This is a genomic window from Flavobacterium aquatile LMG 4008 = ATCC 11947, from assembly GCF_000757385.1.
In the GTDB taxonomy this organism is placed as follows: Bacteria; Bacteroidota; Bacteroidia; order Flavobacteriales; family Flavobacteriaceae; genus Flavobacterium; species Flavobacterium aquatile.
Map to the genome: position 1 here is coordinate 66,635 of NZ_JRHH01000001.1, position 23,139 is coordinate 89,773.

21 protein-coding genes and 1 tRNA gene are annotated in these 23,139 nt (G+C 32.4%); 11 read left to right on the forward strand and 11 right to left on the reverse strand.

What is annotated here, in order from left to right:
* Positions 1-126: 126 nt before the first annotated feature.
* The 7 genes from LG45_RS00330 to LG45_RS00360 all read right to left on the reverse strand — a co-directional run bounded on the left by LG45_RS00330 (position 127) and on the right by LG45_RS00360 (position 10,238).
* Positions 127-1,515, reverse strand: a complete 1,389-nt coding sequence (locus LG45_RS00330) for a TolC family protein (protein ID WP_035123308.1) — start codon at positions 1,513-1,515, stop codon at positions 127-129.
* 113 nt (positions 1,516-1,628) lie between these two features.
* The gene (locus tag LG45_RS00335) at positions 1,629-2,975 is read right to left on the reverse strand and encodes an HlyD family secretion protein (RefSeq protein WP_035123310.1); all 1,347 of its coding nucleotides are present in this window, start codon (positions 2,973-2,975) and stop codon (positions 1,629-1,631) included.
* 5 nt (positions 2,976-2,980) lie between these two features.
* A complete protein-coding gene (locus tag LG45_RS00340) occupies positions 2,981-4,645 on the reverse strand; it encodes a peptidase domain-containing ABC transporter (protein WP_035123311.1) in 1,665 nt (554 codons plus the stop codon).
* A gap of 2 nt (positions 4,646-4,647) precedes the next feature.
* Positions 4,648-5,319 (reverse strand): TetR/AcrR family transcriptional regulator, encoded by a 672-nt coding sequence (locus LG45_RS00345; RefSeq protein WP_035123312.1) that lies wholly within the window; start codon positions 5,317-5,319, stop codon positions 4,648-4,650.
* A gap of 10 nt (positions 5,320-5,329) precedes the next feature.
* Positions 5,330-6,031 (reverse strand): TerC family protein, encoded by a 702-nt coding sequence (locus LG45_RS00350; RefSeq protein WP_035123313.1) that lies wholly within the window; start codon positions 6,029-6,031, stop codon positions 5,330-5,332.
* 144 nt (positions 6,032-6,175) lie between these two features.
* A complete protein-coding gene (gpmI, locus tag LG45_RS00355) occupies positions 6,176-7,693 on the reverse strand; it encodes a 2,3-bisphosphoglycerate-independent phosphoglycerate mutase (protein ID WP_035123315.1) in 1,518 nt (505 codons plus the stop codon).
* Positions 7,694-7,796: 103 nt separating this feature from the next.
* Positions 7,797-10,238, reverse strand: a complete 2,442-nt coding sequence (locus LG45_RS00360) for a DUF5916 domain-containing protein (RefSeq protein ID WP_035123316.1) — start codon at positions 10,236-10,238, stop codon at positions 7,797-7,799.
* Positions 10,239-10,512: 274 nt separating this feature from the next.
* Between LG45_RS00360 and LG45_RS00365 the strand changes: the two genes are divergently transcribed.
* Positions 10,513-11,199, forward strand: coding sequence for a murein L,D-transpeptidase catalytic domain family protein (locus LG45_RS00365; RefSeq protein ID WP_035123318.1), 687 nt, complete (start codon positions 10,513-10,515; stop codon positions 11,197-11,199).
* On the opposite strand, the gene LG45_RS00370 is transcribed toward LG45_RS00365, so the two are convergent.
* Together LG45_RS00370 and LG45_RS00375 are read right to left on the reverse strand one after the other, a co-directional pair.
* Entirely contained in the window at positions 11,188-12,894 is a 1,707-nt protein-coding gene (locus LG45_RS00370; RefSeq protein ID WP_081932008.1) for a L,D-transpeptidase family protein, read from the reverse strand. The two genes, LG45_RS00365 and LG45_RS00370, sit on opposite strands and share 12 nt — an antisense overlap.
* A complete protein-coding gene (locus tag LG45_RS00375) occupies positions 12,881-13,333 on the reverse strand; it encodes a GNAT family N-acetyltransferase (protein WP_035123322.1) in 453 nt (150 codons plus the stop codon). Before LG45_RS00375 ends, LG45_RS00370 begins: the two co-directional genes overlap by 14 nt.
* 171 nt (positions 13,334-13,504) lie before the next feature.
* On the opposite strand from LG45_RS00375, the gene LG45_RS00380 reads away from it, so the two are divergent.
* A tRNA-Gly gene (locus LG45_RS00380) sits at positions 13,505-13,577 on the forward strand.
* Positions 13,578-13,711: 134 nt separating this feature from the next.
* Here the strand turns inward: LG45_RS00380 and pepE are convergent.
* Positions 13,712-14,425 carry a dipeptidase PepE gene (gene pepE, locus LG45_RS00385; RefSeq protein WP_081932021.1) on the reverse strand — a complete coding sequence of 238 codons (714 nt, stop codon included), beginning with the start codon at positions 14,423-14,425 and terminating at the stop codon, positions 13,712-13,714.
* 127 nt (positions 14,426-14,552) lie between these two features.
* On the opposite strand from pepE, the gene LG45_RS00390 reads away from it, so the two are divergent.
* From LG45_RS00390 to LG45_RS00425, 8 genes are all read left to right on the forward strand, one after another.
* Positions 14,553-15,284, forward strand: a complete 732-nt coding sequence (locus LG45_RS00390) for a hypothetical protein (RefSeq protein ID WP_035123324.1) — start codon at positions 14,553-14,555, stop codon at positions 15,282-15,284.
* Positions 15,285-15,291: 7 nt separating this feature from the next.
* Positions 15,292-16,089: a hypothetical protein gene (locus tag LG45_RS00395; protein WP_035123325.1), complete on the forward strand. Its 798-nt coding sequence runs from the start codon at positions 15,292-15,294 to the stop codon at positions 16,087-16,089.
* A 20-nt stretch (positions 16,090-16,109) separates the two neighbouring features.
* Positions 16,110-16,610 carry a DUF6702 family protein gene (locus tag LG45_RS00400; protein ID WP_035123326.1) on the forward strand — a complete coding sequence of 167 codons (501 nt, stop codon included), beginning with the start codon at positions 16,110-16,112 and terminating at the stop codon, positions 16,608-16,610.
* Positions 16,611-16,672: 62 nt separating this feature from the next.
* Positions 16,673-18,910: a M1 family metallopeptidase gene (locus tag LG45_RS00405; RefSeq protein ID WP_035123328.1), complete on the forward strand. Its 2,238-nt coding sequence runs from the start codon at positions 16,673-16,675 to the stop codon at positions 18,908-18,910.
* Between the two features lie 73 nt (positions 18,911-18,983).
* Entirely contained in the window at positions 18,984-19,307 is a 324-nt protein-coding gene (locus LG45_RS00410; RefSeq protein WP_035123329.1) for a Sec-independent protein translocase subunit TatA/TatB, read from the forward strand.
* Positions 19,307-19,858, forward strand: a complete 552-nt coding sequence (locus tag LG45_RS00415; protein ID WP_035123331.1) for a phosphatase PAP2 family protein — start codon at positions 19,307-19,309, stop codon at positions 19,856-19,858. The genes LG45_RS00410 and LG45_RS00415 overlap by 1 nt, the downstream gene beginning before the upstream one ends.
* Before the next feature lie 97 nt (positions 19,859-19,955).
* Positions 19,956-20,390, forward strand: a complete 435-nt coding sequence (locus LG45_RS00420) for an META domain-containing protein (protein ID WP_035123333.1) — start codon at positions 19,956-19,958, stop codon at positions 20,388-20,390.
* A 30-nt stretch (positions 20,391-20,420) separates the two neighbouring features.
* Entirely contained in the window at positions 20,421-21,326 is a 906-nt protein-coding gene (locus tag LG45_RS00425; RefSeq protein WP_081932009.1) for a phospholipase A, read from the forward strand.
* Between the two features lie 4 nt (positions 21,327-21,330).
* On the opposite strand, the gene LG45_RS00430 is transcribed toward LG45_RS00425, so the two are convergent.
* Entirely contained in the window at positions 21,331-21,972 is a 642-nt protein-coding gene (locus LG45_RS00430; RefSeq protein ID WP_035123335.1) for an O-methyltransferase, read from the reverse strand.
* A gap of 76 nt (positions 21,973-22,048) precedes the next feature.
* On the opposite strand from LG45_RS00430, the gene rlmN reads away from it, so the two are divergent.
* The gene (rlmN, locus tag LG45_RS00435; protein ID WP_035123337.1) at positions 22,049-23,089 is read left to right on the forward strand and encodes a dual-specificity RNA methyltransferase RlmN; all 1,041 of its coding nucleotides are present in this window, start codon (positions 22,049-22,051) and stop codon (positions 23,087-23,089) included.
* Positions 23,090-23,139: the final 50 nt, after the last annotated feature.

Sequence of the window (23,139 nt, forward strand, 5' to 3'; positions counted from 1 at the left end):
CTCGGGAATTCTTGGTTTCCATTTTCCTGCTTTTCGTTACAATAAAAAAATGCTTCCATACAATGGAAGCATTTTTTTATTTTCTCTACAATCAGGGCTAGATTGTAATTGTCTTTTGTAAAATCATCAGTCTGGATTAGCCATTATTTTAAACAATTCGGCATTCGAAATTAAATAACGATTTTCCAAACTCAACTCTGATAATTGGGAACTGACCAAGTTATTTTCTCTGGAATTAATTAAGAAAATAGAACTTTCACCAAAAGAAAATAATCGCTCTTCAGAACTCAACATCGTATTGTAATCTTTCACTAAATCGGATATTAATTTTCGTTGCCTTTCTAACGAATTGATTTCGGTTTGTTGTGTGGTGATTTTGTTTTTAAGTTGTACGCGTTCCAAATCTAAATCGTATTGTGTGTCTTGAATTTTGAATTTAGCCAATTGCAATCCACCGCGTTCTTTTCTTAAAAACAACGGAAAGCTAAAATTCACACCTACTTTATAATTATCAAAATTAGTGTCGTCCCAATAATTTGGTTCCGATAAATAACTGTAACCTACATCTATTTTTGGCAGTAAACTGTTGGCTTTTAATTGACGTTCTACTTCTAGAATTCCCAATTTACTTTGTAAAGAATTAATCTTTGGATGGTTTTCAATTGAAATTGTTTCTACCAAAAGTTCGTTCGTTTTTAAAGTTTCTTTTATTGTATTTTCAAGATTTTCTTCAGGAATTATGGTGTCTTGTAATTCTAACGGAACATTATTTTCTAACCATAAAAAGTTGGATAATTCTAGCTTGGATTTCATTAATTTCAACTGCGAATCTTCTAAATTTAGTTTTCGATTTCTTACAATAATTCCGGCTTCTACGCTGTCTATTGCAGGTTTGTCGCCGTTTATTATTAAACTTGAAACACCTTTGAAACGTATTTCTGCATTTTGCAGATATTCGGTATAAAGTTGTACTTCGCTGTAATTTCGTTTCCAATTGAAATAAGCAACTGATGCGTTGTACAAAACTTCAATGGCTTGTAATTTTCGTTCGGCTTGACTTAATTGAATTTGGATTTTGGCTTTTCGCAAATCAGCCATTCGTTGGTTTATCAATAATCCTTGACCTAATGGAACTGAAATTCCAAGTGAAGTCAATCCTTGATTAGGAAGTGTGTTTTGCGGATTTACATAAACGCCTTCGCTATTGTCAAAACCTGCTTTTACTTCAATTCCATACCAAGTTGGAATTTTGAAACTGCTGTTTAAAAGCGAATAATATTCGGTGTCTTTAAATTGTTTTTTGTCGAAATCTACTTCAATTTTTGGGTCAAATCCACCGCGCGCCATCATTAAATTAGCTTGTGCACTTGTAACTTCAAGATTGGCACTTTTTACCATTGGATGGTATTTTTTTACAAACCCTAAATACTCATTGTAGGTGAGTTCCTGAAGGTTTTTTTCTTGTGCTGAAACCCAAGTAGTGAATAGTAAAAATACTAGTGTTTTGAAATTCATATTTAGTAACCTTTAGCTTATTATCTAACCCTGATGGTAGGAAATGCCGTGCATGACGGACAGCAGGAACATGGATTGCAAAAATGCGCAAGCCATTCGTTCCCTAAAAAAAATTATTTTTTCTCTGTGTTTGTTTCATTAGTTGGTTTGTAATAGTTTGGCGGAAAGCCGTTCAGCGTTCTCCAAAGTTCGAACCAAATAGGCACATTGTCTAGCAAAGCCAATGTTTGCGCACCCGAACCAATACTGATTTGCTTTGGCCAAGCGTCTTCTTTTTCGTCTGGCGCGATTAATACTCGGAATTTTCCGTTGGGAGAAATGAAGTTTTCTATGGCTACAATTTTTCCACCGAAAGTACCGTAACTCATATTTGGCCAACCAGAAAAGACTATTGTAGGCCAACCGTCGAACCAAATTCTGACTTTTTCGCCTTTGTGAATTAAGGGCAAATCGGTTGGTGAAACGTAGGTTTCTACTGCGATATCGTATTTTGCTGGCATGATGCTTACAATTTGCGTTCCTTCTTTAATAGTTTCGCCAAGACCAGACTGAATGGCACGGTTGACGTAACCGTCTTGCGGCGCTTTTATGTAGTACATGCCATTTCGAATTTGATAATTTACATATTGATTTTGTAGTTTATTAACTTGAGCTTCGGTGTCGTACTGGCTGCTTAAAGCTGTAAATTGATCGCTTTTAGCTTTCGAACTTTTTTCGGCATATTCGGCACTGATTCGGTTAATTTCTACTTTGGCGTTTATTAATTCGTTTTTGCTGGCTAGAAGTTTGTTTTCTTGCGTGATGATTTTGGCTTCAACTTCTTGCAATTTCAATCTTTTTTCTTCGACATCGGTTAAAGGTTTTAAACCTTCTTTGTTAAGAGTTACCGAACGATTGAATTGTGTATTCGCTATTTTAATTTGAGTTTTTACGGCTTCCAAATCCATACTATCGCTTTGCACTTTTAAAACCGATTGTCGGATTTTGTTTTGTGCTTGTTGTAATTTGAGAACACGCTCGTTTTCGATAGCGTTAATTTGTGCCGAAAGAGAAGTTACTTTTCCGCCGTAGGATTCACCAGCCAATCGTTTTGCATCGACTTGACTTTTGGTGTTTTGAACTAAATTCGGGTCAAAATAATCTTCCTTTATTTCGGAAATAAACAAAATAGTATCACCTTTTTTTACAAAATCACCTTCTTGAACGTACCATTTTTCTATTCGACCAGCTATTGCCGATTGAATGGTTTGTGGTCGTTGATTGGGTTTTAAAGTCGTAACTGCGCCTGAACCAGAGATGTTTTGTGTCCAAGGAAGAAATAAAATTACAACTCCAATTAGGGATACATACAAAATAATTTTATTCAATATTTTGTAATGTGGTCGGTTGACCAAATTTTTAACTGTACTGTATTGCTCAATGTTTTCGGTAATTGGATTTTTCTTTGAAATATTTAGCATGGCAATTAAATTTTTGAATCAGCAATTATTTTTCCGTGTTGCATTTTAATTTTCCGACTGCATTTTTGTTTCCAATAGTCATTTCTTGAAGCTACAATTAGCGTCCATTTATTTTTAGGATCGGTTATAAAATCGATTATTTCTGTTGTTGCATCTTCATCCATTTTATCTAATGGATCTTCGTAAAAGAGAATTTTAGGTTTATTGATAATACTTCTTGCTAACAGAATTTTTTGTGCATTCGAAGATGATAATTGTCTTCCGTCAGGGAAAATTTTAGTATCTAATCCTTCTGGAAGTGATTTTATAAATGTTCCTAGTTTTACACTTTCAATTGCCCATTTTATGTCTTCGTGAGAAACTAAAGGGTTGTTGAATGTGATATTTTCTAGAATCGTTCCTTCAAAAGGCGTTTCACCTTGTAAAATGGTTCCAATTTGAGAGCGGTATTGTGCTAAGTCAATTTTTCGATACGTATCATCATTGATGAAAAACGAACCAAAAGTTGGTTGAATAAATCCTGATAGAATTCGCATTAGCGTTGATTTACCCGAACCATTATCGCCATCCAAGTGAATTTTTTCTGATGGATCAATTTTTATGTTTATTTTTTCCAATACATTATCTGCTGAATCTGGAAATTTAAAAGTCAGATTTTCTGTTTCGATAGTAATATTTGTAAAACAATAATCTTGATTTTTAGATTGCGGTTCTTCGATATTTAAATCAACAATTTGTCCAATTTTTTCTACTGATGTTAAAACATCATATAGGCTTTCTAAACCAATGATTATTTTTTCTACAGAGTTGATTACCAATAAAATGATGATTTCTGCTGCAACGAATTGACCGATATTCATCTTTTGATTTAGAACTAGATAACCACCAATTAATAGTAAACCTGCCGTAATTATTACTTTAAAAATAATTAGTTGGGTAAATTGCCTTTTCATTATTCGGAAATGCTTTTCCCTGTATTCTGTGTATTGTTCTACTAAACTATTGTTTCTGTTTAAACCATATTCGAAATTTTCTTGTTTTCTAAAACTGAAATTATTTCGGGCAATCTCTTGAAGCCAACCAGCAACTTTGTATTTGTATTTGGATTCTTTTAAGCTTGATGCCAATCCGGAATTGTAGGAAAATTTAAAAATAGCATACAAAAGAATTAATAAAAGCACTCCAAAAAATATGAAAAACGGATGGTATAGCGATAGTAAAATGATACCAAAAAGAATTTGTAAAAAAGCCGTTGAAAAATCTATGAGCAATTTTGAGGTTCCTTTTTGTATTGAAATGGTGTCGAAAAAACGATTGGCTAATTCGGGTGGATATTGGTTGTATAGTTCTTCAAATTTTATTTTAGGTAATCGATAAGCAAATTCGAATGAAGATCGAACAAATATTTTTTGCTGTAAATTTTCGGTTATTCGCAGTTGCATTAAAGATAGAATACCAACTAATGCCACACCAATTACAACTATTATTACTAAAACAATCCAAGAAATACTTACTCTTCCTGCTTGAATTAAGTTGATGATGGCTTGAATTCCTAATGGTAATGAAAGACTGACTAATCCTGCAAATATCGCATAAAAGAAAATTTGCGAGACATCTCTTCGGTCTAATTTTAAAAGATTGTAAAAGCGTTTAAGAGGTGTTTGATTCATAATTATCGTAATGTATTTTCAATTAGATTAATATAAAAATCGGTTGGCGAATTGTTTTCGTTGCAATTAGTAATCGTTTTTAAGTGATCTTTCAAAAAGTGCTGATGCAATGCACCTTCAACAACCGACGAAGCCAAACTTTTCGCGAATTTATAGTCGGGATTTACTTCGTTGATCATTTCAATGATTCTGTTAATGACTCTTTTGTACACTAGAAAAAAGCCTTCTTTATTTTCTTCATCAACTTCTTTGGTAAGTAAGGTTTTAGTGAATTCCTGAATGATAATTCTGTTTAAAATAGACTCGTTTATGTGCAAAGTTGTGCTATCATCTTCTACTTTTTCTGTTACAATGGTAATTCCTTTTTTCAATCGTTCCAATGGATTGGAAACATTGGTTGTTGCAAATGCTAATTTGTACTCAATCCAACCCCAATACCATGAAGATAAGTACAGCATCAATTTGTGTTTGCTTTCAAAATAACGATAGATAGAGCTTTCATTGGAACTAATTTTTTCGCCCAATTTTTTGAATGTGAAATTTTCGAAACCTATTTCATCAATTAAAATAATACTTTGTTCGATAATTTTCTTGCCTAATTCTGATGTTTCAGGGTTTTTGACATACAATTTATCATTTACCGAAATGATGATATTTGAAAGTATATTTTGCATGGTTGTACTATTATTTGGTTGTATTTTTAGGAACCGTTTTCATCTGAATTATATCGACTAAGAATGCAAACGCCATTGAAAAATAAATGTATCCTTTTGGTATTTCAAAATGAAAACCTTCTGCAATTAATGACACACCAATCATCATTAAGAAACATAAAGCAAGTACTTTAAATGAAGGATGTTTTGATATAAATTCGCTGATTGGCTTGGATGCTATCAACATAATTACAACTGTAACAATTACTGCTGTGTACATTACCCAAAGCTCGTTTACCATTCCGACAGCTGTGATAATTGAATCTATAGAAAAAACTAAATCTAATATGATTACTTCACCAAGAAGTTTTCCGAAGCTACCCACTTTTGGAAGTGTAGATTGGTCGTTTTGTAGCGATTCTGTTTTGTGATAAATTTCTTTGGTGCTTTTGTAAATTAAAAATAATCCTCCGAGAATTAAGATTATTCCTTTTCCAGTGAAGTCAATTTCAAATAGTGAAAATAACGTTTTATCTAATTTTAAAATCCATGAAATGAATGCCAATAACGCCAAACGCATTACCATTGCGAGTCCTATACCATAGAAGCGTAATTTATTTCTCTGACTTTCGGGCAATTTATCAGCAAGGATTGATATGAAAATTATATTGTCTATTCCAAGTATTACTTCTAAGGCAATTAAGGATAGTAAAGGTATTAACGCATCTATCATAATTTGAATATTTAATTAAATTAATTGCAAATATAATAGTATTACTATTGAAAAAGAAATTTTAACTTTTAATTATAAAGTGTTAAACAAAAAAAAGAGATTCAAATTAATGAATCTCTTTAGTGAAATTTTATTTAGGATATATTATAACAAAGAATGTTGTGTCATTACATTAGGTTTTTCAATTCCCATTAATTCTAAAATGGTAGGAGCGATGTCTCCAAGAACTCCGTCATGTATTGTTTTTAAATCTTTATCAATTAAGATAATTGGCACTGGATTCGTAGTATGTGCTGTATTCGGAGAACCATCAGGATTTATCATTGTTTCACAATTTCCGTGATCGGCGATGATTATTGTGGTGTAATTATTTTCTAAAGCTGCTTCAACAACTTCTTTCACACAAGCATCAACAGCTTCGCAAGCTTTTATTGCTGCCGACATTACGCCTGTATGTCCAACCATATCGCCATTGGCAAAATTCAAGCAAACAAAATCTACTTCACCTTTGTACAATTCGGGAACCAAGGCGTCTTTCAGTTCGAAGGCGCTCATCTCTGGTTGTAAATCATAGGTTGCGACTTTTGGTGAATTTCTTAAAATTCGAGTTTCACCTTCAAATGGAACTTCTCTTCCGCCAGAAAAGAAGAACGTCACATGAGGATATTTCTCGGTTTCGGCAATTCTAATTTGTTTTTTACCAGCTTTTTCAAGAACTTCTCCAAGTGTTTCGGTGATGTTGTCTTTGTCGTAAATTACATGAACATTTTTGTAAGTGTCATCATAATTGGTCATCGTTACATAATACAAATTGAGCTTGTGCATATTGAATTCGTGACAATCACTTTGCGAAAGCACTTCGGTTAATTCACGACCTCTATCAGTTCTAAAATTGAAGAAAATTACGACATCATCGTTTTCAATTTTAGCCAATGGTTCATTGTTTTCATCGACCATAACCAATGGTTGGATGAACTCATCGGTTACATTTTCGTCGTAACTTTGCTGAATACTTTCCACCGGATTTGTAGTATGTTTTCCAACAGAATTTACTAATAAATCGTAAGCTAGCTTCACGCGTTCCCAACGTCTATCTCTATCCATTGAGTAATATCTGCCAATTACTGTGGCAATTTTTGCATGAGAATTCTTTACATATTCTTGTAAATTGGCAATATCTAAAACTGCCGATTTTGGATCTACATCACGTCCATCAGTAAAAGCGTGAACGAACACTTTTTCTAATCCGTATTGTTCTGCAGCTTCTAATAGTCCGTATAAATGAGATGTGTGTGAATGAACGCCGCCATTGGAAACCAATCCTAAAAAATGTACTTTTTTATTGTTTTCTAATGCATATTGAAACGCATCAAGTAGTGGTTTTTCTTGATTTACAGTTTTGTGTTCTACGGCAAGATTTATTCGTGCCAAATCTTGGTAGACAATTCGTCCTGCACCAAGATTCATGTGGCCAACTTCTGAGTTGCCCATTTGACCTTCTGGTAAACCAACATTTAAACCATCAGTTCGTAACTGTGCACTTGGATATTTGGTATATAAACTGTTTATAAAAGGAACGTTGGCATTGTCTATGGCTGAAACTCTTGGATCTGGAGATTTTCCCCAACCGTCAAGAATCATCAGAATTACTTTTTTGTTCATCGTGATTTTATTTTACACAAAGATAAGCATTTGCAAAAAATTCAAATGAAATGTTATTGGTTATTTCTTTTAAAATTGCGAAATCGTTTTAGTGTTTTTCGGATTATTTTTTCTTAGAAAACCAGTTTTTTGTGGTATTATAATCAATAAAATAGCGAACGCTTATTGAGAAGGTATGGTCTAGAATTTGATGATTTAAGGTGTTTTTAAAATTCATACCAAAATCCTTATCAACATCGCGTTGAAAAGTTGACGAATTGTTTCTGTAAAGCACAGACATTTGACTTCCTGGAGCAAACCACCACGAGTAGGAAAGGTCTAGATTCCACAAGTTTAAATTGGAGTTTTTATTTTCAATGTAGTCGAAATTATCCGCTACAGTTCCGTCTTCTTTTAAGTTTAATATTTGGTGATTTACAGCATAACTTAAATAATATCGAACAGATAAATTAAAGGTCATTACATTATTTATCGAGTATTTACTTGAAATAGAGTTTATAAAAGTATTTCTATTTCTTCTAGCGAAAATTGTGTTGTCAGTCTCCTCAATATAATCAATATAACCTACATCATTCATTTGTCTTATAAATTGGAAACTATAAATCATAGATAATTTATCTGAAAAACGATATCTCGGGCTGAATAAGAAGCTTAAGTCAACTCTGTTATTTTCATTGATAAAAACTACTGACGGATTCATATCAAGAGCAAACTTTCGGTTATAATTAGAAGAGAAAAAATAGTACATTCCTAAATTTCTTGGAACAATAATGTATTTTTCTTCATTGATTGATTGTGGACTGTAAAAATCATGAACATCTGTAATTCTTCCGTTAATTCCGTATCCGTGATAATCGTTCTTTTTTGTAGTAGTATTTACATCAAATCCTACTCTGCTTTCTTGAATTTTACCAGTTCTATTATCAAATTCGAAGTAATTATTTTCAAAAATACTAAAATTATTAAAAGTCTTATTCGGGTTTAAAATTCTATAACTCGAATTGGTGTAAAGTGCGTGATAGTGCGTTTGAAAATTAATACCTAAATCGTTGTTATCCCAATCATCAGATACATATTGACCACCAAAACTATTTCTAAACTTACCACTAGTTTCTCCAAAATTTAAAGAAGTATTGTATCCTTTTCTATTGGTAAGGCTTTGGTTTTCATTGATATAACTGTACTTGTAATCACCAGATAAATTGAAAGTATTTTTCTTAGTATTTAAGTCAAATACCAAAGCAGAAACGTTGGCGTCTCTAAAATCACCATTTCTAGTAACATTTGTATTAATAAAAGAAACCGATGAGTTTTTTCTGAAACGTTGATCTAAAACTAGAACATTATAGTTTGCTAATGGTTCAATAAGTTCTCTTCTTGTTTCTCCTGTAACCGTGTTTCGAATTTCGGCATTTGTTTTTGCTGTAACGGCATTTAAAACTCCAATTCCCAAACCGCTTTTTGTTCTTCCAGAGATTTTTAAAGCATTTACTAAGTTAACTTTTGATGGATAATCGGTAAAGATTTCGTCATCATTCAGTGTTGCTTCAATGCTTGGTTCGCCACCAATCCTTCTTGAATACACTAAATTTCCCTTGCTAAATAATTCGGTTCCTTCTGTAAAGAATGGTCGGTTTTCGGCAAATTGTTGTTCGAATGGACCTAAATTCAATTCCACTTTATCGAAAGCAGTTTGTCCAAAATCGGGAACTAGAATTGCATCTAGTGTAAATGCATCGTTTATCCCATATTTAATATCTAAACCACCTTTAAATTCGGCTTTTGTTTTTTGATAATCATTGGCATTTACATACAAAGAAGAATACGGAATTAAGAATAATCGGGTAGGAGTTTTAATGTCTTCTATTCCAGTTAATATTCCGGCTTGATTGGCTTCTGATCCAATTTTGTTATCAATTAAATTCCAGGTAAATTGTTGTCGATCGCGCATTATTTCTCTATAGAAATTGATTCCCCAAGTTTGTGTTTTATCTCCTGGAAAACGCAAGGCAGCATAAGGGATTTTCATTTCTACAGTCCAGCCATAATCGGTTATTGTGGTTTGGCTATCCCAGATGGCATTCCACGAACCGTCTTCACCATTGGCATCAGTGAAAAGGATATCCATTTGAACTCCAGCAGCACTTACAAAAAAGCGAAATTCTTGCTGACCATCATTGTATCCATTTAGAAAAACACCAAAATGATCGGCTGTTGCAAAATTATCTCTCGTAGTTAATTCTTTTCTAATTTTAGTTGGTTCGTTATCAAATAGTGTAGCTCCAATATAGATAGCGTCGTTATTATAAACAACTTTAACTTCCGATTTTCTCTCTGCCAATTCAGGTTTTCCATTGTCTGGTGCTACCATAAGAAAATTGGTCGCTATGTCAGAAGTTTTCCAAATTTCTTCATCAAATTTTCCGTCAATAACCATTTTCTCGTCACTAAAATTGGTTTTCAGTGATTTTTTTAACGTTTGCGAATAACTATTTAAGGTGAAAATAATTAGAATAGAAAACAGTAAAAATAATTTGTTAGACATTTATGCGTTTGTTTATTAGGCAAATATAAATTTATCTACCAAATTATACAACAGAAATTGTAATAGTATTCCTAAATCTTTAATTTTTTTTTAAATTATTTATGTTAATTTGAAAGAAAATACACATTAAAAATTATCAATATTCAATTTTAACGTTAAAAAATGCATTTTATCGATTATTTATGTAGAATTAATTTGATAAGCTGAAGATGCTTTTATAGATTTGTCATCCCAGATTTAAAATTATACCTATAAACAAGAATACCAATAGATTATGATTATATTAAAATTTTTGATTGCATTATTGTCCTTTTCTCCAAATCTACCTAAAGAAACTAAGCCAAATATTATCGCCATCGCGCCAGTTGTAAAAAAGGTTGTAATGGTTTACAATTCATTAGATGCTAATAATTTGAAACTTCCTAATATTGAAAGTTTTTCATCGGCATTTGAAGGTTACAACTTATTAAAAGAGCAAGGAAAAATCCAAAATGATTTTTTAACAATTGTCGATTTTAGTATGAGTTCTCAATCTAAAAGATTATGGGTTATTGATATGAAAAACTTAAAGGTAGTTTACAATACATTAGTTGCTCACGGAAAAAACTCGGGTTTAGATTATGCAACAAATTTTTCTAATGTAAATTCATCCAATAAAAGTAGCTTAGGGTTTTTTATGACCGGTGAAACCTATATGGGTAAACATGGGTTGTCTTTAAAATTGGACGGATTGGAAAAAGGCGTAAATGATAAAGCTAGAGAAAGAGGAATTGTAGTTCACGGTGCCGATTATGTGTCTTCTAATTTTGCAAGAAATCACAATAGATTAGGAAGAAGTCAAGGTTGTCCTGCTTTACCGGTTGAATTGAGTAAAAGCATTATTCAAATTATAAAAAACAAATCTTGTTTGTATATCTATCATCCTTCAAGAGACGTTAATTCTTCAAGATTAATATCTTAATTTAGAATATAAATTGGCGTCCAAACAGTAAATATCTTCTCTAAATTGTAGAATTCCTTTGCTTTCCCATGCAGTCCAATACAACTGATGCACAAATATATCGTTGGGAACTTTAACAACAATTGTTTTTAATTGTGGTTTTGGAAGTACTTTCTTTTCAATAATTAAAGTTGGATTTTTGGCTATAAGTTTGGCGTATTTCTTATCAATTTCAAGCTGCTTTTTTACACGTAATTTGTTATAATGATTGATGTCTGTTGTGTCTATTATCGTTTTCAAAGACCATTTTGTAGTGTCATTTAAAATATGAGCTGCCATTTCCAATGGTTTTTCCAATCGCACGCAACCCGAACTTAGTGATCTATAATTCAATGAGAAAAAGTCTCTATGATTGGTGTCGTGAAGATACACGGAATACTTGTTGGGAAAATTAATCTTCATCAATCCTAAGGAATTATTTCTTCCTGGATTTTGGACATACTTATATTTATAGGCATCTGATTTTTTCCAGGAATACGGACTAACTTCTTGGTTTTTATTGTTGAAAATTTGCAATCCTTTTTTTCTAAATACGCCTCTATCTTTTTCGGCTTCTGGATAAATGTCTTCTTTTAAAATAGTTGGTGGGACAGTCCAATTTGGATTCAAATTAATATTTGAAATTTTGGATTCTAGAATAGGAGTTGGTCTAGTGTCTTTTCCAACTACAACTTTTTGAGATAGAATTGTGTCGCCATCTTTAACGGCAACTATTGTATAATTTGGAATGTTGATTAATAAATAGTGATTTCCAAAATCATGAGCATACCAACGCCATCTTTCTAAATTTGCTACAACTTGCTGAATTCGCATTTCTTTTGTGAAATTTAAAGCGTCAATGGTGCTTTTGCCAATTACTCCATCGGGTTTTAAACCATGTCTTGCTTGAAAAATTTTGACAGCTTCTTGCGTTTTTAGATCATAAACTGTGGATAAAACGGTGTCTTTTTCTACCATATCACCCCAATAAAGAAGTCGTTTTTTTACTGTAGGAATGTAATTATTCTTTTTATTTGGTAGAATTTTTTGTTTTAAATCGATAGTTCCAATTTGGTCTTCGGGCATTTTTTTTAGAATTTCAAGACAAGATTTTAATGCATTATAAACGCTATGCTGAGGTTTACTTTTTTTAAATACTTCTTCAAATTTATCATTGTCAATACAATCAAAAAGTAATTTGTTTATTTCAATATTTTTATCTTCAAGATCCCAATCATTATACAATTCTTTTGGATTTAATTTTCCAAATGTGATGTGTTTAACGTACAACTGAACGCTTAAAGTTAAGAGTAAATCATACTCTATGTGCAATGAATCGGGTAAATTATCGAATTTTTCCTCGAATGATTTTATGTTATTCAAATTATAATCTTTCGATTCTAAACCTTCATATTCAGCTAAACTAATTTCAGAAATTAAAAAATCCCTATATTTTTTAGATTCCCAAACGGTTTCATTATTATAATTTTTATAAAAAGATTTTAGTTCTTCATTCTTGAATTCATTGATATAAGTAGAATCAATTTTTATTTTTTCTTTTTTGAAAATAGAAAAGTCAATAAAAGAGGCATTCGCAGAAGAAATAGAAGTATTATTTCTCTTGCAACTTGAAACAGCAATAATAAGAAGTAGTAGGTAAAGTTTATTCATAGGCATAATGCAACTTCTTTTTCATTATATAGTGAACTCCGATATCTGAAATAGTAAAAGGACTTCCAATTATTTCGTAACCAATTTTTTTATAAAAATTTACAGCATTTTCTCTTGCATTGAACCAAATAATGGAGCCTTCTTTATTTGAAACATATTCTTCAGAGTACTTTACTAATAGTTCTCCGTAACCTTTCTTTTGAAATTCAGGTAAAATTGCCATTCCTCTAATCTGGAATTGATTTTCATTATTAAAATTACTACTATTATTTTGAAAAACCGAAACAACTCCTATTAATTTTTCGTCAAGAAATAATCCAAAATGTACTGTTGAAGGTAAATCATCACCATCAAAATGACAACTTTCAATGGGTTTTCCATTTCTTAAAACAGGATGACGCACGGCAATTGCCTCAGTTGATGTTATGTTTTGAATTTTTATCATAATTTTTCGGACTGCAAAGAAACAGATAACAATTTAATAATAAATATTTTACGACGATTTATTTTTGTAGAATTTGTTTTACAGAAATTTTTTTTAAAAAAAACTTGCATCCAATAAAACAATTGCTTTATATTTGCACTCACAAAACAAGGACATGTGTCTTAGTTTAATGCGGAAGTAGCTCAGTTGGTAGAGCTCCAGCCTTCCAAGCTGGTTGTCGCGAGTTCGAGCCTCGTCTTCCGCTCTTTAAAAAACCGATAAGTAATTATCGGTTTTTTTTATGTAAAAAGTTTTGGCGAGAAGTTTATCCCGATACTTCGGGAAGCCTCGTCTTCCGCTCTTTAAAAAACCGATAAGAAATTATCGGTTTTTTTATTTTCAAATTTTCCCTAGATAATTCAAGTCGGTTTCTGGATTTAACTCTTCTGGATTTTGATTTTGTAAAAACAATCTCGCTGTTAAAGCTCCTTTTAAAATTATTGCATCACCTTTTACATCAAGCCAACTTCCTTCGCGAAGTCCAAGAACTGGTGTCGAATTGAATGCATGAAATTCTTTAATTCTAGTTTCACGAGTTTCACCCATGTGTTTGCTTTGCAAATCAGCATCTAGATAGTGCGGATTCAAATTAAACGGAATTGCACCTAATGTTTTAAAACTTGGCGGATAAATAATCGGCATATCGTTGGTCGTTTGCATAGAAATTCCTGTAATATTACTTCCAGCGCTCGATCCTAAATATGGTGTTCCGTTTTCAATAGCGTTCGACAAAACTTCCATCACATTGTTTTGATATAATTGTGTTACTAACAAAAAGGTGTTTCCGCCACCAGTAAAAATACCTTCTGCTTTTTCAATTGCTTCTGTCGGATTTTCAAATTCGTGTAATCCAATAACTTTTTTATTTATTTTGGCAAATGCTTCTTGCACGCGTGAGGTGTATTCGTCATGCGTCATTCCACCAGGTCGAGCGTACGGAATAAAAAGTATTGTATTGCAGTTTTCAAAATGATTTTCTAAAGTAGGCAATAAGTACTCTAAATAACCGCTTCCATGAATAGTTGAAGTACTAGCTATAATCAGGTTTTTCATATGATTTATCTGTTTGAAATAATTTTTCATCAAATTTACAAATTAATAATTAACATAATTTTACAATTGCGTTGGCTAATTTTTTTGAAGATTATAAAATACATTTACAGAATAAATTACAAATTAGGTGTTAAAATATTACAAGACTTTTTTCCTATTTTTATTTTTAGCAAATTCGATTTCGGCTCAACAAAGAGACTTGAAATTGTTGAGAGGTAAAGTGGTGTCAAATACGTACGATTTAGGAGGAATAAATGTTGTTAATACTAGAGATGATAGTTTTGTTCTTACATTACAAAATGGTTTTTTTCAAATAAAAGCTGCCGTTGGTGACACGTTGGTTTTTTCGGCTGTTCAGTTTAAAGGAATTAAAGTAAAACTCAAGCAATCCGATTTTGATCGAGATGTTTTCGAGGTAAAACTGCAGGTTCAAGTAACAGAATTAGACGAAGTGGTTATCGATGAAAATAAAATATCAGCTGTTTCTTTAGGAATTGTATCTAAAAATCAGAAAAAATATACTCCAGCAGAACGAAAATTATATACAGCTACAACTGGTTCAGGATTAGTTTCATTTGATGCTATTTTAAATGCAATTTCTGGGAGAACAACTATGCTAAAAAAGGAGTTAGTTTTAGAGAAAAATGGAATTGTAATGCAAAAAATCACCAACTGGTTCGAAGATTCCTATTTTATTGAAAAGCTAAAAATTCCTGCCGATTATGTAAACGGATTTAAGTATTTCATAGTTGATGATAAAAGTTTGGTTGATGCTGTAAATGCCAGAAATAAAACGCTGACTACATTCGTTATGGGCAATTTGGCCGAAAAATATATAAAATTATTAAACGAAAAATAGTTAGTTTATGAAGCTAAAACTACTTTTATTTTTTTTACTCATAACCACTTTTGGTTTTGCTCAAGGAGGAAAGCTTAAAGTGTTGAAAGGGATTATTGTGTCAGATTCTGTAAGAGTTGAACGTGTTACTGTAACTAATTTAACTCAAGGAACATTTTCTGTTTCTGATGATTTGGGACAGTTTTCCATTTTTGCAATTGAAGGCGATAATTTGGTTTTTTCAAGTGTAGTTTTCGAATCGGTTTCAGTAATTTTAAAAGCTACCGATTTTCAAAAATTGCTTTTTACAGTCGAATTGGATGTTAATGTCAATCAACTTGATGAGGTAAAAATTGGTGCGTTTAAACTTTCAGGAGATTTAACTTATGATGCAAAACGAATTAAAGTGAAACCAGTTTATAAAATTGATTTGCCAAAAATTGATTTTTCACAACTTGAAATTACTGGAGTTAAAGACAGAGTTTTGTCGCCTATTCCAGGCTTTAATCAGCAACCGCTTGGTGGTTTAAATTTTGTAAATATTGCAAAAGCAGTATTCAACTCGGGTTCTTCAAAGAAAGAGCGCTTTACTGTAAAGACTCAGATTTACTCATCAGAAGCATTTGTAACTACAATAAAAAAATCCTTCAATGAAAGTTTTTTTACAAACACATTAAAAATAAAAGAGGACGAAGTCGGACGATTTTTAAATTTCTGCACTACAGATGAACGAAAAGAAAAATGGCTTTTAAAACCAGAAAATCAGTTGGCTTTGGTAGATTATTTGACAAAAAAAGGAGAAGAATTTAATAAAATTAATGACTAATAATTTAGTAGTTTTGAAGTATGAAAAAACTTTTTAGAAATAGCATTTTACTTTTACTTTTTGTGATGTTTTCTTCCATGACAGTTCATAAGTTTTATGTTGCTATTTATAAAGTTGAATTCGCTCCACAAAAGAAAATGGTGCAAATTACAACCCGAATATTTGTCGACGATTTAAACATTGCTTTAGGGAAAAAATACAGTAAAAAAACATTTCTTGGAGAAGATAAAGAATCTGAAAATGATATTATTTTACTGAAAAAATACCTTGCAGAAAAATTCATAATTAAAGTCAATGGTGAACAAAAACCTATGAACTTTTTAAGCAAAGAACTTGAAAACAATGTGCTAATTTGTTATCTAAACAGCAAAGAAATTTCAAAAATTAAAACTTTAGAAATTCAGAATTCGGTGCTAACTGAAATCTACGACGAACAACAAAATATCATTCAAGCAAATTTTAATGGAGAAAAACACAGTTTACTTCTCACTTCCGAAAAAATTAACGGAATGTTAAAATAATTTCAAAAACTTTGTTCTGAACTAAAAAATAGTACATTTATAGCTTCAAACATTCTACTATTATGAAGCAGTTTTTTAGTTTACTACTTGTTTTACCATGTGTTCTTTTTTCTCAAGAAGCTCCAAAACCAAAAACTCAAAGCGAAAAAAACCCTGATAAATTTAAGCAAATGTACGATTTGTTGGCAACACCAAATATGTACAGAACGGCATCTGGCGCACCTGGACCAGAATATTATCAGCAAAAAGCCGATTATAAAATAGATATCGAATTAGACGATAAAAACACAAAGCTATACGGTCAAGAAACGGTAACTTATACCAATAACGCCAAAGAATCGTTAGATTATATGTGGATGCAATTAGATCAAAACCAGCAGTCTAGAAAGTCACTTTCGCCATTAGTAGAAAGTAATGTGACCGATCCAGCTGCAAGTCCGAAAGGATTTTCAAGAAAGTATCTTGAAGAAGATTTTGATGGCGGTTTGAATATAGAATATGTAAAAGATGCTTCTGGGAAACCGATGAAATATACCATTAATCAAACAATGATGCGTATTGAATTGGACAAACCATTAAAATATAATGAGAAAATTTCGTTTTCAATAAAATGGTGGTATAACATCAATAATTACCGTCTTGATGGCGGTCGTTCTGGATATGAACATTTTGATAAAGATGGAAATAATTTGTATGTTATTGCTCAATTCTACCCAAGAATGGCGGTTTATAATGATGTTGAAGGTTGGCAGAATCAGCAATTTTGGGGTTCAGGCGAATTTGCATTACCATTTGGAGATTTTGAAGTAAACATTACCGTTCCAGCTGATCATATTCTTGAAGCAACTGGCGATTTGTTGAACAGAAGTGAAGTATTTACCAAAGCACAATTAGAACGTTATCAATTAGCCGAAAAAACATTCGATAAACCTGTAGTTGTTGTTACTCAAGCCGAAGCCGAAGCTGCTGAAAAAGGATTTTCTGACAAGAAAAAAACTTGGAAATTTAAAGCTACAAATGTTCGTGATTTCGGAATTTCAACATCAAGAAAATTTATGTATGATGCCATGGCTGTGAAGTTGGAAACAAGAAATACAATGGCAATTTCACTTTATCCAAAAGAAGGAAATCCGCTTTGGGGTGAATATTCAACTCGTGCTGTTGCACATACTTTAAAAAGTTATTCAAGCCACACCTTTGACTATCCTTATCCAAAAGCAATTTCGATAAATGCCGAAGATCAAGGTATGGAATATCCAATGATTTGTTGGAATTTTGGTCGTCCTGGACCAGATGGAGTAACGCCAGAAAGAACCAGAACCGGAATGATAAGTGTTATTGTTCACGAGGTTGGACACAACTTTTTTCCGATGATTGTAAATTCTGATGAGCGTCAATGGACTTGGATGGATGAAGGTTTAAATTCGTTTATGGAATATATGGCATTGATGGAATGGGATCCAAATTTCCCAGCAGATCGTGGTCCAGCAAAAAATATTGTACCTTACATGAGCGGCGATCAAAAAGGTTTAGAGCCAATTATGTCAAATTCAGAAAGTATTCGTCAGTTTGGAAATAACGCTTATGGAAAACCTGCAGCGGCTTTAAATATTCTTCGTGAAACTGTAATGGGTAGAGAATTATTTGATTACGCATTCAAAACCTATGCTAATAGATGGAAATTTAAACATCCTACACCAGAAGATTTCTTTAGAACTATGGAAGATGCATCTGCATTCGATTTAGATTGGTATTGGAGAGGTTGGTTTTATACAACAGATACAAATGATATCGGAATTAAAGAAGTTAAAAAATATTTTGTAAGCAACGAGCCATCTAAAGAAACAGAAGAATTCTTAAAAACTAGAAGAAGAAGAAATAGAATTGAAGGTCCGATGGTATTTATGATTGCCGATGGAAGTGAAAGTTACAAACCAGCGCTTAATAAACCATTTGAGATAAAAGACAGTAAAGCATTAGACGAATATATTAATCAAACTTTTTCTAAAGAAGAGCAAGCCAAATTAAAATCGCCTAAGTATTTCTATCAAGTAACTTTTGAAAAACCAGGCGAATTAGTGATGCCAATTTTGGTGGAGCTTACATTTGAAGATGGAACTACAGAGAATCACCATTTCCCAGCGCAAATTTGGAGAATGAACGACAAAATTGCAAACAGAACTTTTGCTACAAGTAAAGCGGTTACAAAAATTGTTGTTGATTCAAAACTTGAAACTGCAGATGTTGATGTTTCTAACAACACTTGGCCAAAACAAGAGGTAAAATCTAAATTTGATTAAATTAACGAATAATTTTCATTTATAACTTTGCGAGTTTGTAACTTTGCAATCTTATAATAAATACATTTAGATTATGTTTGGAATAGGTGGCGGCGAAATGATTTTCATAATTTTTATTGCCCTAATGCTTTTTGGTTCAGATAAAATTCCGGTTATTGCTCGTAACTTGGGTAAAGGAATGGCGCAGTTAAAAAATGCTACAAATGAAATTAAAAGCGAAATCAATAAAAGTGCTCAAGCCAACGGATTAGATACTTCAATGAAGGATTTAACTAACGTTTTTAACTCAGAAGTTGATAGTGTGAAAGGAAGTTTAGATACCAATTTGACTAATCCTTTAGATAAAATCAAAGAAGATATTGACGATTTAACTGGTCCAATAAAACGCCAAATGTAATGCTCGAAAAAGTAATTGCACTCGATAAAGAATTATTGATTTTCCTTAACGGATTGGGTTCGTCAACTTTCGACGGATTTTGGTTAATTATCACCAAACAGCTGCATTGGCTACCGCTTTTTTTATTGGTTTTTTATCTTTTGTATAAAAAATTAGACACTAAAAGTTTATTGATAGCACTTGTTTTTATTGCTATTTTGATATTGGTTTGTGATCAAACGGCAAATCTTTTCAAGAACACGTTTCAACGATTACGACCTTGTAATGATCCCGAAATTAAAGATATTATCAGAGTCGTAAAATCAAGTAGCTCCTTTAGTTATTTTTCGGGTCATGCTGTTAATTCTATGGCAACAGCGGTTTTCGTATTTATGATTATGAAACGCTATTATAAATATGCTTTTTTGGTATTTTCATTTCCTTTAATATTTGCTTACAGTAGAATTTATCTAGGCTTACACTTTCCATTAGATATTCTCACCGGATATATTTTCGGAAGTATTTTCGGATTTCTTTTCTATAAAGCATACAACTATTATTTAAACAAATAAGTTGCAGTTCATCGATTTTCGTAGTTGATTTTAAACCAGGTATAATTTTCATTACTTTTTTTACTAATTTTATAAAACCAAAAAAAAAATAAATAGTATGAAAAAAAGTATTCTATTTCTCGCTTTTGTATCAATGTTAGTTCTTGCATCTTGTAATTGTGCAAAAAATCAAAAATCATCCAATGCATTATTCAGTTCTACTTGGGAATTGGATTATATTTCTGGACCAAGAATAGCTTTCGATGGTTTGTTTCCCGATAATAAACCACAAATAACTTTTGAAACCAACGGAAAAGCAAGCGGAACTTCTAGTTGTAACGGATTTTCAACTACATTTACACGTACAGAGAACACCATTAAAATTGAAGAACCTGGAGCAATGACAATGCGTTATTGCGAAGGTGGAGGCGAACAAGTGTTTCTTCAAACAATGAAAAAAGTAAATAAATATGCTATTAGTAGCGACGGCAAACTTAATTTAATGATTGATGATGTTCCGTTTATGCGATTTAAGCCTGTAACCAAAAAATAAATTCTAGTTCTAAATTATTAAAACCAATAAATGAAAATCAAATTTGAGAAGTTAATTTTAAGTTCTATTGTGTCTTTTATTTTTTTTCAAATGAGTTTTTCACAAAATCAGCCTAAAGCTAATCAGCATCGCATTATTAGAAAAAGCTTCTCACAACAATGGGAATTGGATAGCATTTATAAAAAAGGAACTTTTAGATTGGTTTCCTACAAACCTATTTACATTACTGCTGGAAGATGGACAAGTAAAACCAATAAATTTCCGGTAAGTGAAAATCCAGATTATACATCAGAAGAACGTCAAGATTACAACAATTTTGAAGCCAAGTTTCAGTTGAGTTTTAAATCCAAAGTCATGCAATCTATCTTTTGGGGTTGTGGCGATTTATGGATTGCTTACACGCAAAAGGCACATTGGCAAGTGTACAATAAAAAATTGTCAAGATCATTTAGAGAGCTTAATTACGAACCCGAAATAATTCTGAATTTTCCTTTAAACAAGCCGCTTTTTGGAGGAAAACTTAGAACAACAAGTATAGCTTTTAATCATCAATCTAATGGTAAGGATTTACCTCTGTCAAGAAGTTGGAACCGAATTGTCTTTAGTCTTGGTTACGAAATTGGAAATTGGGATGTGATTTTTAAACCTTGGATAAGACTTAGTGATGAAGAAGATGAAAATCCATTAATAACAAAATACATTGGAAATGGTGAACTAGATTTATCCTATACTTATCATAACCATGAATTTAATACCATTATCACACATCCGTTTAATTCATTAAAGTATGGCGGAATGCAATTAAATTATGTGTTTCCAATAGAAGGACATCTTCGCGGTCACGTGCAAGCTTTTCATGGCTATGGCGAAACTTTAGTCGATTACAATCACAGCCAAACTTCTTTAGGGATTGGAATTTCTTTTGCAAATTGGTAAAAAATTACAATACACGACTAACCGTTAATCCGTCACGAATTGGAAGCAAAACCGTTTCTACTCGTTTATCTTCATTCACCAATTTGTTGAATTCTAATAAAACTTTGGTTGAAACATCATTAGGATGAACCTCTTCCAGCACTTTTCCGCTCCAAAGAACGTTGTCCGAAAGAATGATTCCGCCTTTATTCATCATCGGAACTATTAGATTAAAATAGTTGATGTAATTTTCTTTATCGGCATCAATAAAAACCAAATCAAATTTTAAATTAAGCGTTGGAATGATGTTTACAGCTTCGCCAAGATGTTGCACAATTTGGTTTCCCCAAGGTGATTTATCAAAATATTTACGCTGAAAATCTACCAATTCTTCCTTGATGTCAATCGTATGAAGCAAACCGTTTTCTTGCATTCCTTCGCATAAACACAAAGCCGAGTAACCTGTGTAAGTTCCAATTTCAAGAATGTTTACTGGTCGAATTAATTTAGAAAGCATACTCAAAACTCTACCTTGAAAATGCCCACTCAACATTCGCGGAAGCAATATTTTTTGGTACGTTTCTTTGTTTAATTGTGCTAATAATTCGGGTTCATTCTGTGAATGTTGCTCGATATAAAGTTCTAATTCTTCGGATAGGAAATGCATAGGTTATATTTTGAGACAAAAATACAAATAACAAAACACAAATAATCATATCAACAAATTGTTTTACCTTTGCACCATGATTGAGAAAAAAGACATCAGAGCCATTTCTAAAGAACTACTTAGAGAATTTTTTGTAACCCATGGTGACAAAGCTTTTCGTGGAAATCAAGTTTACGAATGGTTGTGGAGCAAAGGCGCACATAGTTTTGACGACATGACTAATCTTTCCAAAGAAACGCGTGCCATGCTCGAAGCCAATTTTGTAATCAATCACATCAAGGTAGATCAAATGCAACGCAGCGAAGACGGAACAGTAAAAAACGCCGTTCGACTTCACGATGGATTGGTTGTAGAAAGTGTACTGATTCCAACGAATACGAGAACTACAGCGTGTGTTTCATCACAAGTAGGTTGCAGTTTAGACTGTAATTTTTGTGCTACTGCTCGATTAAAAAGAATGCGAAATCTAGAACCAGGCGAAATTTACGACCAAGTTCTTGCCATTGATAACGAAAGCAAATTATACCACAACCGACCACTTTCCAATATTGTTTTCATGGGAATGGGCGAACCGTTAATGAACTACAACAACGTAATCAAAGCCATCGACATGATAACATCCGACGAAGGTTTAGGTATGTCACCCAAAAGAATCATGGTTTCTACATCTGGAATTCCAAAAATGATTAAAAAAATGGCCGACGACGATGTGAAATTCAAACTAGCAGTATCACTTCACTCAGCAATAGATGAGGTTCGCGCCAAGATAATGCCTTTCAGTTCCAATTTTCCACTAAAAGATTTGCGAGAAAGTCTTGAATATTGGTACAGAAAAACGAAGTCCAAAGTTTCCTACGAATATGTCGTTTGGAAAGGAATCAACGATAATAAACAAGCCGTAGATGCTTTGGTGAAATTCTGCAAATACGTTCCATGCAAAGTCAATTTAATCGAATACAACCCAATCGATGATGGCGAATTCCAACAAGCATCAGAAGAATCAGTTAATTTGTACATTAAGGAACTCGAAAAAGCTGGAATCGTTGTAAAAGTACGTCGCAGTCGTGGTAAAGATATTGACGCTGCTTGTGGTCAATTGGCTAATAAAGAAGCATAGTTTTTTTTGGAGCGAATCGTTAGGGCATTTTTTGCAATCCGTATTCCTGC

What these genes read in the sequence shown, in the direction of transcription:
- rlmN (WP_035123337.1), top strand. Translation starts at nt 22,049, where the DNA reads ATGATTGAGAAAAAAGACATCAGAGCCATTTCTAAAGAACTACTTAGA.
- LG45_RS00330 (WP_035123308.1), bottom strand. Translation starts at nt 1,515, where the DNA reads ATGAATTTCAAAACACTAGTATTTTTACTATTCACTACTTGGGTTTCA.
- LG45_RS00410 (WP_035123329.1), top strand. Translation starts at nt 18,984, where the DNA reads ATGTTTGGAATAGGTGGCGGCGAAATGATTTTCATAATTTTTATTGCC.
- LG45_RS00395 (WP_035123325.1), top strand. Translation starts at nt 15,292, where the DNA reads ATGAAGCTAAAACTACTTTTATTTTTTTTACTCATAACCACTTTTGGT.
- LG45_RS00425 (WP_081932009.1), top strand. Translation starts at nt 20,421, where the DNA reads ATGAAAATCAAATTTGAGAAGTTAATTTTAAGTTCTATTGTGTCTTTT.
- LG45_RS00405 (WP_035123328.1), top strand. Translation starts at nt 16,673, where the DNA reads ATGAAGCAGTTTTTTAGTTTACTACTTGTTTTACCATGTGTTCTTTTT.
- LG45_RS00375 (WP_035123322.1), bottom strand. Translation starts at nt 13,333, where the DNA reads ATGATAAAAATTCAAAACATAACATCAACTGAGGCAATTGCCGTGCGT.
- LG45_RS00365 (WP_035123318.1), top strand. Translation starts at nt 10,513, where the DNA reads ATGATTATATTAAAATTTTTGATTGCATTATTGTCCTTTTCTCCAAAT.
- LG45_RS00430 (WP_035123335.1), bottom strand. Translation starts at nt 21,972, where the DNA reads ATGCATTTCCTATCCGAAGAATTAGAACTTTATATCGAGCAACATTCA.
- LG45_RS00400 (WP_035123326.1), top strand. Translation starts at nt 16,110, where the DNA reads ATGAAAAAACTTTTTAGAAATAGCATTTTACTTTTACTTTTTGTGATG.
- LG45_RS00370 (WP_081932008.1), bottom strand. Translation starts at nt 12,894, where the DNA reads ATGCCTATGAATAAACTTTACCTACTACTTCTTATTATTGCTGTTTCA.
- LG45_RS00415 (WP_035123331.1), top strand. Translation starts at nt 19,307, where the DNA reads ATGCTCGAAAAAGTAATTGCACTCGATAAAGAATTATTGATTTTCCTT.
- LG45_RS00360 (WP_035123316.1), bottom strand. Translation starts at nt 10,238, where the DNA reads ATGTCTAACAAATTATTTTTACTGTTTTCTATTCTAATTATTTTCACC.
- pepE (WP_081932021.1), bottom strand. Translation starts at nt 14,425, where the DNA reads ATGAAAAACCTGATTATAGCTAGTACTTCAACTATTCATGGAAGCGGT.
- LG45_RS00350 (WP_035123313.1), bottom strand. Translation starts at nt 6,031, where the DNA reads ATGATAGATGCGTTAATACCTTTACTATCCTTAATTGCCTTAGAAGTA.
- LG45_RS00345 (WP_035123312.1), bottom strand. Translation starts at nt 5,319, where the DNA reads ATGCAAAATATACTTTCAAATATCATCATTTCGGTAAATGATAAATTG.
- LG45_RS00340 (WP_035123311.1), bottom strand. Translation starts at nt 4,645, where the DNA reads ATGAATCAAACACCTCTTAAACGCTTTTACAATCTTTTAAAATTAGAC.
- LG45_RS00420 (WP_035123333.1), top strand. Translation starts at nt 19,956, where the DNA reads ATGAAAAAAAGTATTCTATTTCTCGCTTTTGTATCAATGTTAGTTCTT.
- LG45_RS00335 (WP_035123310.1), bottom strand. Translation starts at nt 2,975, where the DNA reads ATGCTAAATATTTCAAAGAAAAATCCAATTACCGAAAACATTGAGCAA.
- gpmI (WP_035123315.1), bottom strand. Translation starts at nt 7,693, where the DNA reads ATGAACAAAAAAGTAATTCTGATGATTCTTGACGGTTGGGGAAAATCT.